Origin of the sequence: Streptomyces recifensis, from assembly GCF_002154615.1 — a bacterium.
Lineage (GTDB): Bacteria > Actinomycetota > Actinomycetes > Streptomycetales > Streptomycetaceae > Streptomyces > Streptomyces griseoluteus.
In genome coordinates this window covers 1-1,128 of sequence record NZ_MUNH01000528.1, presented here as the reverse complement: position 1 = coordinate 1,128, position 1,128 = coordinate 1, and the positions used below count along the sequence as shown (strand labels likewise).

Sequence of the window (1,128 nt, the reverse complement as noted above, 5' to 3'; positions counted from 1 at the left end):
CGCCGAGTACGTCAGCTACCGGGTCTCCGACGGCGGCGTCACCGTCCGCAGCCCCGGCCGCGCCGGCGACGAGGGCGAGATCGTCGAGCAGGGCTTCTTCGAGTACCTCGACGAGCAGATCCGCACCCGCGCCGTGCCCGTACCGGCCGGGCTGCCCTTCGAGTTCAACCTCGGCTACGTCGGCTACCTCGGCTACGAACTCAAGGCCGAGACCGGTGGCCAGGCCGTGCACAAGTCCGCCACCCCGGACGCGGCCATGCTGTTCACCGACCGCATGCTCGCCGTCGACCACACCGAGGGCGTCAGCTATCTGCTCGCCCTCTCCGCCGACGGCGACGACCGCGACGCCCTGCGCTGGCTGGACGAGACCGAGGCGCGGCTGCGCACCCTGCCCGCCCCCGGCACCGCACCGGACACCCCGGCCCGTTTCACCGGCATGACCGACCCGGACGCCAGTGCTCTCCTGCGGCTCCGGCACGGCAAGGACGCCTACCTCGACCGGGTCCGGCAGAGCCTGGAGGAGATCCGGCAGGGCGAGACGTACGAGGTCTGCCTGACCAACTCCGTCGTCATGGACGTCCGCATCGACCCGCTCACCACCTACGCGCGGCTGCGCCGGCTGAGCCCGGTGCCGTACGGGGCGCTGCTCGACTTCCAGGGCGTCGCGGTACTCAGCGCCTCGCCCGAGCGGTTCGTCACGGTCGGGACGGACCGGGTCACCGAGTCCAAGCCCATCAAGGGCACCCGGCCGCGCGGGGCCACCCCGGCGGAGGACGAGGAACTGCGGCAGGACCTGCTCAGCCAGGAGAAGGACCGCGCCGAGAACCTGATGATCGTCGACCTGATCCGCAACGACCTCAACTCTGTCTCCGAGGTCGGGTCCGTGCACGTACCGCGCCTCTTCCACGTGGAGACCTACGCGCCCGTCCACCAGCTCGTCTCCACCATCCGGGGCACGCTGCGGCCCGAGGAGACGGCCGTGTCCTGTGTCCGGGCGGCCTTCCCCGGCGGCTCGATGACGGGGGCGCCCAAGCTGCGCACCATGGAGATCATCGACCGGCTGGAAGAGGGGCCGCGCGGTGTCTACTCCGGGTCGCTGGGCTGGTTCGCGCTGAGCGGGGCCGCCGA

Annotated in this window: 1 protein-coding gene; it reads left to right on the top strand. The window is 71.7% G+C overall.

Going from position 1 to position 1,128, the window contains the following annotated elements; translation table 11 throughout:
- The coding region (locus CCN33_RS24920; protein ID WP_140394663.1) for an anthranilate synthase component I family protein at positions 1-1,128 on the top strand (1,128 nt) is incomplete at both ends.